Source organism: Dyella sp. M7H15-1 (assembly GCF_004114615.1).
Lineage (GTDB): Bacteria > Pseudomonadota > Gammaproteobacteria > Xanthomonadales > Rhodanobacteraceae > Dyella_B.
In genome coordinates this window covers 720980-735532 of record NZ_CP035300.1, presented here as the reverse complement: position 1 = coordinate 735532, position 14553 = coordinate 720980, and the positions used below count along the sequence as shown (strand labels likewise).

The 14553-nt window shown below is 58.7% G+C and carries 12 protein-coding genes, 1 tRNA gene and 2 pseudogenes; 9 read left to right on the top strand and 6 right to left on the bottom strand.

Annotation, left to right across the window (positions count from 1 at the left end; translation table 11 throughout):
- Positions 1-24: 24 nt before the first annotated feature.
- Together EO087_RS03640 and EO087_RS03635 are read left to right on the top strand one after the other, a co-directional pair.
- Entirely contained in the window at positions 25-552 is a 528-nt protein-coding gene (locus EO087_RS03640; RefSeq protein ID WP_128897690.1) for a (2Fe-2S)-binding protein, read from the top strand.
- The gene (locus tag EO087_RS03635; RefSeq protein ID WP_128897689.1) at positions 549-2804 is read left to right on the top strand and encodes a molybdopterin cofactor-binding domain-containing protein; all 2256 of its coding nucleotides are present in this window, start codon (positions 549-551) and stop codon (positions 2802-2804) included. Before EO087_RS03640 ends, EO087_RS03635 begins: the two co-directional genes overlap by 4 nt.
- 49 nt (positions 2805-2853) lie before the next feature.
- On the opposite strand, the gene EO087_RS03630 is transcribed toward EO087_RS03635, so the two are convergent.
- Entirely contained in the window at positions 2854-4803 is a 1950-nt protein-coding gene (locus EO087_RS03630) for a hypothetical protein (RefSeq protein ID WP_164931756.1), read from the bottom strand.
- A 111-nt stretch (positions 4804-4914) separates the two neighbouring features.
- A complete protein-coding gene (locus EO087_RS03625; RefSeq protein WP_128897687.1) occupies positions 4915-5202 on the bottom strand; it encodes a hypothetical protein in 288 nt (95 codons plus the stop codon).
- A gap of 498 nt (positions 5203-5700) precedes the next feature.
- On the opposite strand from EO087_RS03625, the gene fusA reads away from it, so the two are divergent.
- Together fusA and EO087_RS03615 are read left to right on the top strand one after the other, a co-directional pair.
- Positions 5701-7740, top strand: a complete 2040-nt coding sequence (gene fusA, locus EO087_RS03620; protein WP_128897686.1) for an elongation factor G — start codon at positions 5701-5703, stop codon at positions 7738-7740.
- Between the two features lie 133 nt (positions 7741-7873).
- Positions 7874-8374: a GreA/GreB family elongation factor gene (locus EO087_RS03615; RefSeq protein ID WP_128897685.1), complete on the top strand. Its 501-nt coding sequence runs from the start codon at positions 7874-7876 to the stop codon at positions 8372-8374.
- A 48-nt stretch (positions 8375-8422) separates the two neighbouring features.
- On the opposite strand, the gene EO087_RS03610 is transcribed toward EO087_RS03615, so the two are convergent.
- The 3 genes and pseudogenes from EO087_RS03610 to EO087_RS16615 all read right to left on the bottom strand — a co-directional run.
- The gene (locus tag EO087_RS03610) at positions 8423-8890 is read right to left on the bottom strand and encodes an SET domain-containing protein-lysine N-methyltransferase (RefSeq protein ID WP_128897684.1); all 468 of its coding nucleotides are present in this window, start codon (positions 8888-8890) and stop codon (positions 8423-8425) included.
- A gap of 329 nt (positions 8891-9219) precedes the next feature.
- Positions 9220-9296, bottom strand: a tRNA-Arg gene (locus EO087_RS03605).
- A gap of 381 nt (positions 9297-9677) precedes the next feature.
- Positions 9678-9872, bottom strand: a pseudogene (locus EO087_RS16615) (hypothetical protein); the annotation flags it as partial.
- 212 nt (positions 9873-10084) lie between these two features.
- Here EO087_RS16615 and EO087_RS03595 point away from each other — a divergent pair.
- From EO087_RS03595 to EO087_RS03585, 4 genes and pseudogenes are all read left to right on the top strand, one after another.
- Positions 10085-10315: a DUF433 domain-containing protein gene (locus tag EO087_RS03595; protein WP_128897683.1), complete on the top strand. Its 231-nt coding sequence runs from the start codon at positions 10085-10087 to the stop codon at positions 10313-10315.
- A pseudogene (locus EO087_RS16610) lies at positions 10273-10437 on the top strand (DUF5615 family PIN-like protein); the annotation flags it as partial. The gene EO087_RS03595 and the pseudogene EO087_RS16610, both read left to right, overlap by 43 nt.
- 92 nt (positions 10438-10529) lie before the next feature.
- The gene (locus EO087_RS16605) at positions 10530-10688 is read left to right on the top strand and encodes a hypothetical protein (protein ID WP_240669226.1); all 159 of its coding nucleotides are present in this window, start codon (positions 10530-10532) and stop codon (positions 10686-10688) included.
- Between the two features lie 6 nt (positions 10689-10694).
- The gene (locus tag EO087_RS03585) at positions 10695-11258 is read left to right on the top strand and encodes a recombinase family protein (protein WP_128897682.1); all 564 of its coding nucleotides are present in this window, start codon (positions 10695-10697) and stop codon (positions 11256-11258) included.
- A gap of 265 nt (positions 11259-11523) precedes the next feature.
- Here the strand turns inward: EO087_RS03585 and EO087_RS03580 are convergent, their stop codons facing one another.
- Positions 11524-12312, bottom strand: coding sequence for a hypothetical protein (locus tag EO087_RS03580; protein ID WP_128897681.1), 789 nt, complete (start codon positions 12310-12312; stop codon positions 11524-11526).
- Between the two features lie 534 nt (positions 12313-12846).
- Between EO087_RS03580 and EO087_RS03575 the strand changes: the two genes are divergently transcribed.
- Positions 12847-14382: an aldehyde dehydrogenase family protein gene (locus EO087_RS03575; protein ID WP_128897680.1), complete on the top strand. Its 1536-nt coding sequence runs from the start codon at positions 12847-12849 to the stop codon at positions 14380-14382.
- The last annotated feature ends 171 nt before the right edge of the window (positions 14383-14553 follow it).

The window sequence follows — 14553 nt, the reverse complement described above, 5'->3', positions numbered from 1 at the left end:
CTAGGTATCAGGAGAACCCATCAGATGGCGCAAGACCACGCCGCGCCGGCGCATAGCGGGGATGTCGCCCCGGTTCCTTCCGGGATCGAGCTGCAGATCAACGGCGAGCACTACCACCACACTGGCGATCCACAGATGCCGCTGCTGTGGTACCTGCGCGACGTATTGCGGCTGGATGGCACCAAGTACGGTGGCGAGCATGGCCAAGGCGGCGCGGATCTGGTGCTGGTCGACGGCAAGGCCACCTCATCCATCGGCGTAACGATGAGCAAGCTGACCGGCAAGCAGGTGGTCACCGTCGAGGGGCTGGTCGATGCCAAAGGCGGGCTACATCCGCTGCAGCAAGCCTTTATCGATGAGGATGCGATCGGCTGTGGCTACTGCACGCCAGGCTGGCTGATTGCCTCGATGGATCTGCTCAACCGCCACAAGGATCCTGCCGACAGCGACATCGATACGCTGCCCAATCTCTGCCGTTGCGGTTGCCAGACGCGCGTGCGCAGCGCCATCAAGCGCGCCGCTGCCGCGATGAAACAAGGAGCCAAGGCATGAGCGGCCAAGTAAAACTGTCTCGCCGTGGCTTCCTGCAGGTTATGGCTGGCGCTGCTGGCGCACTGATCGTAGGCATCCGTATCGCCGAAGCGGCCGATACCGCACCGGTGCCGCTGGACATGCTGGGCGACAACCTCTCTGCCCTGGGTCTGTATGTGCGTATCGACCAGGATGGCGGCGTGCTGATCGGCGCGCGCGATCCGGATACCGGCACCGGCGTTGCCACCTCGCTGCCGCGCATCATCGCCGATGAACTGGATGCCGATTGGCAACGCGTGCGCGTCGTGTCGCTTGGCCTGGGTGTAAGCAACCACAACGGCAAGCCGGACTGGACCTATGGCCAGCAAATGGGCGGAACGGGCAACTCCATCCCGCGCGCATGGCGCGATTTGCGAGCAGCCGGGGCACTGGCGCGCTGGTTGCTGATGCAGGCCGCGGCCCAGCAACTGGGCATACCGGCCGATCGTCTGCGTACCGAAAAAGGCATGGTGATCGCACCGGATGGTCGCCGTTTCGGTTATGGCGCGCTTGCCGCAGCCGCTGCGAAGATCACACCGCCGCAAACACCCGTCGCCGTAAAGACGCCGGATCGCTACACGCTGATCGGCCAGCCGGCAGGCGACGTCGATGCACGCAACATCGTCACCGGACGAACCCCTTATTCGCTCGACCAGCACTTTGGCGATGCAGTCGTAGCGGTGCTGGCGCACAGCCCATGGCCGGATGGTCAGCTCGAACAACTCGACAAAAGCCCTGCACTGGCGATCAAGGGCGTGATCGACGTGATCGAGCTCAAGCCCGATCCGAAATGGCCGCCGGGACAAACCGTGATCGCGCCCGCCGTGGCGGTGATTGCTGAAAACACCTGGCTGGCCTTGCAGGGCCGGCGTGCGTTGAAGCTGGATTGGAAACCTGGTGCCAGTGGCAACGAAAACACGGCCACGCTGGAACAACAGGCCACGTCGTTGTTGAACAGCGACAGTGCGCCGACCACGCGCGTGCGCGATGACGGCAATGTCGACAAGGCTGGCCACAAAGCCGCACGCCGCGTCGAAGCCACGTATTACCAGCCGTGGCTCGCACACGCGACGAGCGAGCCGATGAACTGCTTGGTCCGCATCGACAAAACCGGCGCCACGCTCTACGTGCCCACGCAATCCCCACAACAGGCATGGACCGTGGTGCAACGCCTGACCGGCCTGCCGCCGGATCAAATCGACATCCGACAGTCGCGCATCGGCGGTGGTTACGGCCGCCGTCTCGATCACGACTACGTGGCCGAAGCCGTGTTGCTGGCGCAGGCCGTCAACAAACCGCTACGCCTGTTCTGGCCGCGCGATGAAGACCTCACGCACGATTATTACCGCTCTGGCACCGTGCACACGTTCCATGCGATCGTCGACGCCAAGCGTCACGTGGTTGCATGGAACCAGCGCCTTGCCAGCGCTTCCACGCTCACTGGCCGCGGCGTATCCAGCGATCATCTATGGACATCGGAAGTCAGCGAAAACCAGCTTCCTGCCGGTCTCGTACCCCATTATCGCAGCGACTGGTTCAGCCTGACATCAGCGATACCGCGTGGTCCGCACAGTGGCATGCCGGAGGTCACCAATGCCTTTGCGGTCGACAGCTTCATTGACGAGATCGCACATTCGCTCAAGGAAGATCCGCTCGACACACGCCTGCGTCTAATCGGCGAACCACGACTAGTGCCGCTGCAAGGTGGCGGCGCCATCGACACGGCGCGACTGATCAATGTGCTGAAGTTGGTAGCCGACCACATCCGTTGGAAAGACTGGCTACGCTCGGTCAATGGCCTGGGCATCGCCTGTTGGCATGTCGACGGTGCGTATGTCGCGCATGCCATCGAAGTGTCGATGCAAGGCGAAAAACTCACCATCGAGCGCGCCGTTTGTGCGGTTGATGTAGGCCGTGTCATCAATCCGAAGGGCCTGGAAGGTCAGGTGGCCGGTGCCACCCTGGACGCGCTGTCCAGCGCACTCAACCTTGCCATCACCGTCAAGGATGGCAAGGTGCAGCAGAGCACCTGGAAAGATTATCCACTTGCCAGCATGGCGCAATTGCCCAACACAGTGGAAGTGATCACCGTACCCGGTGATGGCGATCCCACAGGCGCCAGCTTCCTTGCCATGCCTACGGTAGCGCCGGCACTGGCCAATGCGGTGTTCCGTGTCAGTGCGGTGCGCGTGCGGCGGTTGCCGCTGATGAAGGAATGGCTGCGGTTGTTGTGATGTCTTAAGGCAACACTGAATAAGCATGTTGCTCCCCGTAAGTCTCCCGCTAATGGAATTGATCGCTGGCCGGCACCCACGACGTTGAAGCCGATGCGGGCAAATGCAGCGGCCTTGCAGGCGCCGCCGGTGTCGGCACCGCTGGACAATTCGGTGGCATCGGCCCGCCACTGACACGTGCCGCCGCACACTCGGCGCTGTTATCCAAGGCAACCGGCGCCGCAGGTTCAGCCTGAGTAGCCGCAGTCACGGGCACGGTTTTCGGTACCGATGCGTTGGCTGTGGGCAAGTTGAGACGATCGTAGATCTTCTGCGGTAATGGCACGGCCGGTGGATCAGGATTGGTGCAACCAAACAGCGACGACGGCAGCAATGGCATCACTGCGCACTTGATGCGTACACCTTGGGGCAAGTTGAAGGTGTGACTAATGGTGGTCTTTTCGACGGCATGGCGCAAAGCGGTATCGACCGAGCTTTCACCCCTCGGCGTCCAATACTGATCAAACCGCGTCGCCCGATATTTCGGCAAATTTGTGTTGTGCGACATGATCTGCGTATCGCCTCGCGGCATGAGCTGAACGTAGGTGCCATTCGGCGTGCCGTACGTACCGGCGCCCTGCCCGCCTGCCGTGTTGCCCGTGCCGGTGGAGGGCGAAGGCTGCGTACCTTGGGCATTGCTTTCCGATGACTGATTGATACCGTTCGGCTGGCCGGGATTGCCCGTCTCGCTGCCTTGCGGCGTGGCGTTCGGCGCGGTGCTAACGCTGGCATGGCCTTCGCTGGCCGGCGCGCTCGATAACTCGGGGGTGTTGGTGGGTGACGCTGTTTCCGCCGCAGCCTTTTCATTCGATGGCGATTCGGGCGACTGGATCTGTGACGTCGAAGGTGTCGATGTGGGCGTCGCGCTAAGTTGTGGCTGCCATGACACCGCAGGCACGGCAAGCTTCGGCGCTTCCACCGTCAACGCAGGAGCTGCGGGCGTGAGGTTAGGCGTGGGCACGGCCGCCGGCGTCACCGGCACTGGCGCGAGCTGGGCTTGTTCGGCACGCAGTGCCGGCGATACCACTTGTTGTGCTGTGCGCGGCACGCTCGGTATCTCCAATGGGGTGACCGACGATTGCAGATTGACCGATGGCGCCGGCTGCGCCGGCATGGGAATCGACTGCAATGACGACGCTGGCGGCGCAGCCGGTGAGGGCGTGGGAGCTACCGCCGTAACTTGAGGTATCGCGATCGGTTGCAGCGAAGGTTTTTCCACGGCCATCTGCGGCGGGGTGACGGTGGGTGCGGATTGCGCGGGTTGTGTCGGCAACGCCAGCGAGGGCGGCGGCGGCATCGGCTGCGTGCCTTCCGCTTGCGCCTTGCGCACCGGCTCGGGCTGGAACTGGGGCGGCACGGGTTGCAGAGCCTGCACCGCCTGCAGCGACAACGCAGGTGGTGGCAAACCGATCGGCTTAGCCTCCACCAACGGCGCCGGCGAAGGCTTGGGCAAGGTGATCGGTGGCAATGGCGCAGCCATAGGCTTCGGTTTTTCAGACGCAGCCTGTTGTTTGGCCTGCGCCACCACCGGCGGTTGTTTCGGCGCGGGAGCGGGCTGCTCGACGACGGCGACCGGTGCCGCTGTCGACGTCTCGTGCGTTGCATGCACCACCTGCGAAGGGTTGCCGCGATGCGTCGGCCCGTGCTCCTTGGGCGGCACACCACGCACCGGTGGTGGTGGTGGCGGCTTGTTGTTGATCAGGCGCACCAACAGCGTCGTGCCCTTGGGCTCCGGCGGTGGCGGCGGCAACTCGTATGGAGAACCAAGTATCGCCCCGAGCAGAAAGATCAGGTGCACCAGCAATGCACCCACCACGCCTGCGACTTTCAGCAGGCGGTCACGCGGCTTTTCGCGCAGGCGACGTCGATAGACGATCGCCCAGCTGGTCGCGTCGCGAGGCGACGTGATCAACACGGAAGGTTGGGGGCGACCGGGTTGTTCCGGGGGTGAGGGCGGCATGTGCGCCAGTGTAATGGGAGCGGCTGTTCCTGCCGACTCAAGATGTTCCAAAATAAAAGAGGGCGACCTTGCAGCCGCCCCTTCCGTTTCTTCCATATCGCCGGATGGAAACTAATCCACGTGCACGGTACCCAGGAAGACCCTATCGCCGACACCATTTTGTATCAACAGACGCGCAACATTATTCTCGGGAAAATCCTCGGGCACGGTGAAGCGTATGCTCATGGTGTCAACCCGTTCTATCTCAGCCAAAGAAGATTTTTCATCCCTACCGTATAATGTGAGAGCAATTTTTTTTATTGCCCGCTCGTCAACAACCTCTGACCCACTGAGCGTTACGGTTTCCCCGCGCGTGATTCGCCTTGGCAGTTCGACCTTTGGAATGTTTTGCGTTGTCATAAGTACCATCCTTACGGTTTAAAGTTATTTGCCAATATCCACCGCGGCGACCGAGTAGATGACCATGTGCCGTGAAGGAGCAATCATCCTAGGATGCATCCCGTCAAGGTAGTGCGAAGCTAAAGATAGCGCTGTGATCCACTTCGATCAGAAAACTCAGGATGATTGGCAAGCATGATCGATGCATTCATGCATTCAATCGATGCACTCATTGCAAGCATCCAACAATGCCACACAGACCTTTCACGCGGCCTGCGGTTCCGTGCCTCGCTCACATCGTGTTAACGATTGTCGTTGCCTTGGCCTCCTCGCATTGCAACTTGACCATTGCCGGCAATGGGAGAAGGCTAGCCGTGCGGCCCCGAACCGCCTTCCCGCCATGACCGCCCTGCGTCCCGTACGCGAAGGACGACCATGACGGCCCGCCAAAGCGCGGCCTCATGCGGCGTCGCCAGCACGATCCCGCGCCTCTATGACTAACTAGAGGAGGGTTGCATCGTGTCCTATCACACGGAAAATATCCGCAACGTCGCGCTCGCCGGTCACGCCGGCGCCGGCAAGACCACCCTGTTCGAAGCCTTGCTGCATGCCGGCGGCGTGATTCAAACCCCTGGTTCGGTAGAGCGCGGCACGACGCAATCCGATTGCGACGCACAGGAAAAAGCGCGCGGCCACTCCATCGATAGTTGCATCGCCGGCATCGACCATGGCGATTGCCACATCAACCTGATCGACACGGCGGGCTATGCGGATTTTCGTGGCGGCACCCTTTCTGCCTTTACCGCGGTCGAAACCGTAGCCATCGTCGTCAACGCGGCCAATGGCATCGAGCATGGCACGCGCCGCATGATGGAGCGTGCGCGCGAACGCGGCCTGGCTCGCTTGTTGGTCATCAACAAGATCGATACCGAAGGCGTGGATCTGTCCGAGCTTGTGGATGCTTTGCGCGAGGCGTTTGGCAGTGAATGCCTGCCGATCAATCTTCCTGCCGACAACGCCACCCGCGTACTCGATTGCTTTTTCCATCGCGATGGCGCAACCGATTTTTCTTCATTGGCGCAGGCACATCAGCAGATCCTCGATCAGGTCGTGGAGATAAACGAAAGTACCATGGGCGATTATCTGGACAAGGGTGAAGACGCACTGACACCGCAGCAACTGCACGACGCCTTCGAGCAATGCCTGCGCGAAGGTCACCTGGTACCAATCTGCTTCGTCAGTGCGCGTACCGGTGCAGGCAGCCACGAATTGCTGGATGTGTTTGATCGGCTGCTGCCGAATCCTTTAGAGGCGAATCCACCGCCGTTTCGCAATAGCCAGAACATGCAGATCGCCGTCGACGCCAGCCCTGCCTCGCATGTCATCGCCGACGTCTTCAAGGTGATCAACGATCCTTTCGTCGGCAAGCTTGGCGTGTTCCGCGTATGGCAAGGCACCGTCCATCGGGACAGCCAGCTTTATATCGACGACAACCGCAAGTCATTCAAGGTCGGGCATCTGTTTCGCCTGAATGGCAGGAACCATGTGGAAATCGACCAGGCCGTGTCCGGCGACATCGCGGCCGTAGCGAAAGTGGAAGACCTCCATTTCGATGCGGTACTGCATGATTCGCACGACGAAGACAGCATTCATCTGGAACCTTTGCACTTCCCGCAACCGATGTTCGGACTGGCGTTGCAACCCAAGCACAAGGGGCAGGAACAGAAACTCTCGCAAGCATTGACGCGACTTACCGAGGAGGACCCTTGTTTTCGCATGGAGCATCACAAGGAGCTCAATGAAACGGTGATACGCGGCCTGTCCGATCTCCATTTGAAGATCGTGCTGGAGCGCATGAAGGATCGCTACGGCGTGGAAGTCGTCACGCATCCGCCGCGCATTGCCTATCGCGAAACCATTGCCGGTTCGGCCGAAGGGCATCACCGGCACAAAAAACAGACCGGCGGCGCAGGACAATTCGGCGAAGTGTTCTTGCGTGTCGATCCGCTTGAACGCGGCGCAGGCTTTGAGTTTGTCGATGGGATCAAGGGTGGCGTGATTCCGGGGCAGTTCCTGCCGGCGATCGAGAAAGGCGTGCGCCAGGCACTGGAAACCGGCGCGGTGGCCGGCTATCCGTTGCAGGATTTGCGCGTGACGGTGTACGACGGCAAATACCATCCGGTCGATTCCAAGGAAGTAGCCTTCGTCAGCGCAGGCAAGAAAGCATTTCTCGACGCCATCAACAAGGCCCACCCGATCGTGCTGGAGCCGATCATGGATGTCGAAGTATCGATTCCGGAAGACCACGTCGGCGATGTTACCGGCGGCCTGGCCAGCAAGCGTGCACGCATCATGGGCACCGATACCAAACGTGGCGGCGAACGGGTGATCAAGGCACAAGCTCCCCTGGCCGAACTTACCGATTACCCGACCGAACTGAAAGCAATGACCGGAGGCCAAGGCCGCTACAGCCTTGATCTGAGCCACTACGAGCCGGTTCCCCCGCTCGTGCAGCGACAGCTCAGCGAAGCCTGGAAACCGAAACTGGACGAAGACTGACGATGCCTGTCCTACACCTAACCTGGCCGGTCGATATGGCAGTCACTCGGCTACATCCCCATGTCATGGATGGACTAGTGTGGTTTCACACACACCGTTCACATTACATCACCAACACATTGCGGAGGGCCGCATGAGTCGCGCCTTCGTTAAAGATAATGACGGCGATGCCCAAGATGCATTGCCCGATCTGCCGCTGAGCGAACATCCCAACTACGTCACGCCGCACGGTAACGCCAAGCTGCGCGAACGTCTGACCGCCACGCGAGCGCGTCGTGACATGCTGAAGCTTGGCGAGAACAATACCCTCGACCAGCAGCGTGAGCTGGCCTCGCTGGAGCGGGAGTTGCGCTGGCTGAATACGCGTGTGGCCAGCGCCATCGAGATGGACGTTGCCAAACAGCCACGGGACCGTGTGGCTTTTGGCGCCATCGTTACGGTGGACAGCACCGAGGGCGAACGACGCTGGCAAATCGTCGGCGAGGATGAAGCGGATGCCGAGCATGGATTGGTCAGTTACGTATCGCCGTTGGCCAGGGCGTTGCTTGGGGCTCGCGTGGGCGACGAAGTGAACTGGCAGCGGCCAGTTGGGGATATGACCATCGAGGTAGTGGCGATCGACTACCCCGATTGAGTCTTGCCTGCCACACGCATCCGGCCCGCCCGGATGCGTGCTCAAACCTCAGCGCTTGGGCTTCAGCAACGTCCCCGTGCACTTGGGTGAACCGCACAGGCACTTCCACAGTTTCTTCAGCCGCGCCGTGTGTGCAACCTCCAACACGATGCCGTAATCGTAGGTAAGCTCCTCGCCGGGCTTGATGTTGCGCTTGACCATGATCACCACCCGGTCCTTGCGCGGATCGCCGGTTTCGCTTTCCTCGACAAAAGCTTCGCAATTGGGATTGCAGCCATGGTTGATCCAGCGCGCGATATTGCCCCTGCGGTTCGCGTCGATGATGTACTCGTCATTGAGCGTGAACAAGAAGGTATGCCCCGTTTCTCCGCCGTCACCGTACATTACGTCGGCTTCGTCGTGGGTCATCAACGTGCCCTTGTACTGGATGACTTCTTCACCCTTCTTGAGCGGCGCAACGGCAAACACGCCATTACCGTGGATGGGGGAACGACGGGCAACGATACGACGGGCCATGGCTAACCGGAGAGGAGGGACGCAGCCTGTAATGATGCCTGCTCTGCGTGATGTTGGGAATCTCGTCTTGAACTCACGCCGTCACCCGCAAGCGGCGCCTCCTGTACGCGCCTGTCTCTTGAGCCTCTTGCAAAATTCCCTCGTCATCCCGTGATTCAAGCCCAGCTGCCGCCTTGATCCAGAAGATATTGGCGATATGGGCACCTCACGCCTGACGGCGCTGGCGACGTGGTTAGGCTGCTCGACGATCTACTGTGACCAAGTGCGCCCGAAACGTCGCGAAATAGACCAAGTAGCCAAAGGCGCGTCGCGCGTAAGCCATTGAAAAATGGTGCCCCCGATACGATTCGAACGTACGACCTTCCCCTTAGGAGGGGGACGCTCTATCCAACTGAGCTACGGGGGCGCGTGGCAAGTCTACACAAGGTCTACATTTTTGGGCCTTGCAAGACGTCCAAGTATAGCCACCCCGTTCAAATCGGTCACTTCAGAGGCTGTCTCCAAATCGGCAGGCAGATTGATGGGAACCATGCACATCTATCATGCTTGGCGGCCACGACCTCGGGCGATGGCTCTAGGCTGAATCCAGCACCACGTTCTTGCCATCACGCGACACGCCTGACTCACGTTGCCCAGTGGCTTGGCCAGTTCCAACGTAAGCGGTAAGAGATCAGTTCACCCTCGGGCGCTCACGGACTTCTTTGGAATATTTTTGTTTGCGCTTCGTCATGGCTCTATCCTCTCTCAAGATTGGGAGCCTCCGACAAAGCCGGGGCGGTTCACCATCCAGCAGGCCGGCTCGCGGGTCGGCATAACGCCAGCTCGGTGCCACGAACACATCGCGTCGTTTCAGTGCCGTTTGTAGTTCCTGCAAAGCGCAGAAAGTGTAGGCATGAACATCAACGGTGCCATCCTCGCGCAGCACGTGCTGTTGCCAGGACTTGCCAATGATCTCGCGAGGGGCGTCATTGTCGGGTTTCTTACGTGCCAGGTTGGCCCGTAGCCAATCGAAGGCAGTGACCACGGGCGCACCTGCGGCATTGGCACACCTCTTGAAAACGAGGTTTTTTGATAAGCCCTGCTGCGTCATCCATGCGACACGCAGGATCAAGGCATGCGGATTCTCATAAATATTTCTTGAAACGTATTTCTCACAAGACTAGCATGGCAATGAGTTTCGATAAGGAGTAGGTCATGGGACAACTCGACCGCATCACCCAGCAGCCCGAAATCATGGGCGGTAAGGCGTGCATCCGTGGTTTGCGTGTCACGGTCGGTATGATCGTGGGACAAATGGGCACGGGGCACAGCGTCGACGAACTTCTAGCTGACTACCCCTACCTAGAGCGCGAGGACATCATGCAAGCGCTTCGCTACGCGGCATGGCGGGCGGAAGAGCGCGAGGTCATGCTCGCCACCGCATGAATCTGCTCGTTGATATGAATCTATCGCCGCGCTGGATCGACTTGTTCGCCAGCGTGGGTATCGAAGCAGTGCATTGGTCGAGGATAGGTGCAAAGAATGCGCCGGACTCGGAAATCATGGCCTACGCCAGCGCGAATGAGTATGTGGTGCTCACGCACGACCTGGACTTCAGCGCGCGATCCTCGCCGCCACGCACGGCGAGAAGCCCAGCGTCGTGCAAATCCGTGCCGAGGACATCAGTCCGGACGCCATCGGTCGGCAAATCATCGCTGCGCTGCGGCAGATGGCTGCCGAATTGGAGGCCGGCGCGTTGCTCACTATTGATCCGAGCCGCACCCGCTTGCGCGTACTTCCGCTGCCACCCAGGGATTGATAGGTCATGTTGATCGGCTACGCGCGCGTGTCGACGCAGGATCAGAATCTGGATCTCCAGATCGAGGCATTGATCAAGGCGGGTTGCAAGAAGGTCTTTGAGGACAAGATCAGCGGCAGTCGCGCCGAACGACCAGGGTTGGCCAAGGCGCTCGAGGTACTGCGAGAGGGTGACACCCTGGTAGTGTGGAAACTGGATCGGTTGGGCCACAGCGTCAAAAACCTCGTCGATCTGGTCGGCGAGTTGCACCAACGAAACGTCCAGTTCAAAAGTCTCACCGATGCCATTGATACCGGGACCTCATCGGGCCGCTTCTTCTTCCACGTCATGGCAAGCTTGGCCGAGATGGAGCGAGAGCTGACGGTTGAGCGCACCCGAGCCGGACTGGCCGTAGCTCGCCAACTGGGACGCAAGGGTGGCCGCAAACGGCAGATGACGGACAGCAAGATCAAGTCAGCCAAGAAGTTGCTGGCCAACGGCATACCACCGCGTGACGTGGCCAAGAGCCTCGGGGTGTCCATACCGACGCTATACCGCTGGATTCCGGCGTCCGCACATTCCGGGGCTTAACCCGGTTTTCCGTTCCACTGCGCCTCAAACCCCAACACCAACGCGTTGCAGGAAAGTGCCGTCTTACTGACGCCCTGATTCCGTGACCTCCTAACGCGCAGTGCGCAAGCTCTACTCCGTGTTGCGCTTAGGGTGCGAAGCGATCGTCAGGGAGTGGCTGATTGATCAGGCGTTACCATGGCTTGAATATTTGCGATCTCCCCCAGACGGAGTGCTGCAACAAATGAGCTTTCATGCATGGAAATGCGAAAAAACGTGGGGAACCTCAGGGACAAAATAATCCTTTCACAAAAGGATTGGCGTTATTAGGGTGATATCTCTTTGTATTAAATCGAAAGCGCTTAAGAAGATCAGACTGGCTGATATTTGTGCCATTTTCAAATACCTCAACACTATTCAACGGATCTGCCGAGCCCCGCAGTTTATTTAGACCACTTATATTCAATTTAGTCACGCAAGAAGGCAAGGGCGGAATTGCCGTTAAGGTAGAAAAAAACGCACTCTCATTGGATTCTTTTGACACCATGGATTCAATGTATTCATGGTGTCCATCTAATCGATGCGATTCAATGTATCCTTTGTATGTATCTTTTGAATCTTCTTTATGGGATAGATCAAGCGTGGATCCCTTTTCTTCCATCAGCTTAACAATTTGTCTTTTCACTAAGGTACGCTGAACTGTCTCACCTTCTTGTTCATTAACCCACTTTTCTAAACGATCAATGTAATTGGAATCACTAGATTGGATCCCTGCCACAACAGATTTATTATTTAATATTGCCATCAGCCTATTCATATCCGCTTCTGAGGAATCTATGCGCATGAAGAAACTCTTAATTCCTGAGAAAAAACGACTGGCATGGTTACGGTCATGATTAACAGAAACCACACCTTTGCCATTATTTCTAACCTTATAAATATTTCCGCTAAACTCAACCGTAGCATGTTCAGCATGCCGATTAGTTGGCGAATTATATGTTTTTAGTTCGAAAGCATCATTTTTATCACGACATAAACACCATGATTTAAGTATTTGCGCATTTATTGTATTCATAATTAATAAATACCCATGAATGAATATTAATTCATAAGATTTGTTATTAAGATTTGCGTTAGTAAAGAACCAGCAAAGTTATTTTAAGAGCTCCATCAATCGCCTATGCCCAGCGACAAGCAGCACGAATTCCTTGCAGATAGTCCATACGGATTCAGCATCGAACCGAGTATCTCTTCGCTAAACAACACTGACGATCAGGTATTTGCCTGAGATTTTGCGCATCAAGAACACCAACGCGTTGCAGGAAAGTGCCGTCTTACTGACACGATTCGATAATCGCGGGCAACTGCCCCTCGTAGTCAATCCGCTGCAAACGGCCGACACGTAGCGCCGTCATCTGACCCAGATATCGCTGCCCAATGGCACATCTATCACCCGCGGTAGGAACCTGGGGCTGCATAGAAGGAAGGTTACAAGTCGATAGGGTGGCAACCTGCGCGATCCGGCAAAAATCGGCTGGGGCAGCCCGCCTGATAGAATAGGAAATTCCCCATTCAAGGCGTCGGTCGACGCCACGGCTCAGGAGCATGCATGTCCCACGAAATCCTCAAGGCGCTTGGCCTTACCGGCGAGCAGTCGGGTACCTACCTTGGCAACGGCGAATGGTCCAAGACCACCAACGCCGGCACCTTGCAGCCGTTGAACCCGGCCACGGGCGAGGTGATTGGTACCGTGCATGCTACGAGCGCCGCCGATTACGAGATCATCGTCAAGCGTGCCCAGGAGGCATTCAAGGCTTGGCGCACCATCCCTGCCCCATGGCGCGGAGAGGCCGTGCGCCTGTGCGGGGAAGCGTTGCGCAAGCACAAGGATGCGCTGGGTTCGCTGGTCGCGCTGGAAATGGGCAAGATCAAACCCGAGGGCGACGGCGAAGTGCAAGAGATGATCGACATCGCCGATTTCGCCGTGGGCCAGAGTCGCATGCTTTACGGCTACACCATGCATTCGGAGCGTCCGGGTCATCGCATGTATGAGCAATACCAGCCGCTGGGTCTGGTGGGCATCATCAGCGCGTTCAATTTCCCGGTGGCGGTGTGGGCGTGGAACGCGATGCTAGCCACCATCTGCGGCGATATCTGCCTCTGGAAGCCGTCGCCGAAGACGCCGTTGTCGGCCATCGCCACGATGAAAATCTGCAACGAAGCGCTGAAGGCCGGCCACTTTCCGGATCTGTTCTTCCTGTTCAATGACGCCGGCACCGAGCTGTCGCAGGCGTTTGTCGACGACCATCGCATTCCGCTGATTAGTTTCACTGGCTCCACCAAGGTGGGGCGCCATGTGGGCGAGCGCGTTGCCAAGCGCATGGGCCGTTCGCTACTGGAGCTGGGCGGCAACAACGCGATCATCGTGGACGAGAGCGCAGATCTGAAGCTGGCGATTCCGGCCATCGTGTTCGGCGCCGTCGGCACGGCCGGCCAGCGCTGCACCACCACGCGCCGACTGTTCGTGCATGAGTCGATCATCGGTGACGTGACCGACAAGCTGATCACCGCCTACAAGCAGGTGGAAGGCAAGATCGGCGACCCCACCCTCGCCACTACTTTGATGGGCCCGCTTAACAGCCAGGATGCGGTGAAGGCTTATCTGGCCACCGTCGAAAAGGCCAAGGCCAGCGGCGGCACAGTGCGCACTGGCGGTGCGGCGCTGGCGGATCGCAAGGGCAACTTCGTGCTCCCGACGATTGTCACGGGTCTGAAGAACAGCGATGAAGTAGTGCAGACGGAAACCTTCGCGCCGATTCTCTATGTGATGCCGTTCAAGACGCTGGACGAAGCGATTGAGCTGCAGAACACTGTGCCACAGGGTTTGTCCTCGTCGATCTTCACGCAGAACCTGAAGTCGGCCGAGCGGTACCTGTCGGCCGCGGGTTCAGATTGCGGTATCGCCAACGTCAATATCGGCACATCCGGTGCCGAGATCGGCGGTGCGTTCGGTGGCGAGAAGGAAACCGGCGGTGGCCGCGAATCCGGTTCGGATGCGTGGAAGGTGTATATGCGCCGCCAGACCAACACCATCAACTACTCGAATGCGTTGCCGTTGGCGCAGGGTATCAAGTTCGATTTGTAAGCACTCTGAAGCCCCTCTCCCCTCGGGAGAGGGGTTGGGGTTGGGGTGAGGGTTCGGGCGAGGCGGGAATATCCGTTTACGCACGTTTTCGATGTCGCGCTCCGATCGCACCCTCATCCGCCCTATGGGCACCTTCTCCCAAAGGGAGAAGGGTTCAAACCATGGTATCTT